The organism is Salinisphaera sp. SWV1 (assembly GCF_052044155.1).
Classification (GTDB): Bacteria; Pseudomonadota; Gammaproteobacteria; order Nevskiales; family Salinisphaeraceae; genus Salinisphaera.
Window position 1 is genome coordinate 1 of record NZ_JBQDYE010000121.1, and the last position, 705, is coordinate 705.

The 705-nt window shown below is 49.1% G+C and carries 2 protein-coding genes; both read right to left on the reverse strand.

Annotated elements, in window-relative coordinates:
• Positions 1-301, reverse strand: a 301-nt coding sequence (locus tag ACS8YF_RS19735) for a hypothetical protein (protein WP_440851790.1), incomplete at its 3' end; no start/stop codon positions are given.
• A 154-nt stretch (positions 302-455) separates the two neighbouring features.
• A partial coding sequence (locus ACS8YF_RS19740) for a hypothetical protein (RefSeq protein ID WP_440851791.1) occupies positions 456-705 on the reverse strand: 250 nt, incomplete at its 5' end.

A 705-nucleotide genomic window follows, 5' to 3' on the forward strand; every position in this document is an offset into this window, starting at 1 on the left:
TTTTCTCGTTGTTTACCGAATCCTGCGCGGCGCAATCGATCACTGCCGCGAGCTCCTCAGCCGGCGGAAGCAATCCTGGACTCCTATTTCTTCTGGATCCATTTACTTTTGACGCGCTGATCCTGAATCCAACGGCAATCTCCGGATCGTTTTCGTCGAAAATAGATTCAATCGAGTTGAGTTTCAGTCCGGCCGAAGCCGCTCGTGGACAGATAAATCGCTGCAGCTCGGCGAGGCGCTGTTTGAACATAGTGTAATGCGTTGGGGCAAACGCATACTCGGCAATGATCGATCCGGCCATATCAAATCCCATTCGTAGCTGTGCCGTGTCCGGTTGAGACGCGGTGAGCAAGGCGTAATCGATAAATTATTATATATAAAGAGGTAAGTAAAGATTGTAAGAAATACATCAAAATGATGTAAGAACTCAGGAGAATACGAACGATAATTCCTATCTAATCTTGGTATACGGGCCGAAGATCGAATGGGTGCGAGATTGGAGAACCGCCGAGAGACATGCCTAAGCGATAACCTTTATCTGGATGCGACCGCTGTGAGTATGAGATTGATGCCTCAAGGCCGAACAATGCCGGTGACAAGCAGTTGCCGAAGAAGCAGTTTGCGTGTCCTTCGGTTTTACGCTCGAATTTTTGATGCTGATCTTTACGGCAAAAAGCGCGCACGCTCGCGGCAACAGCGGCTGGA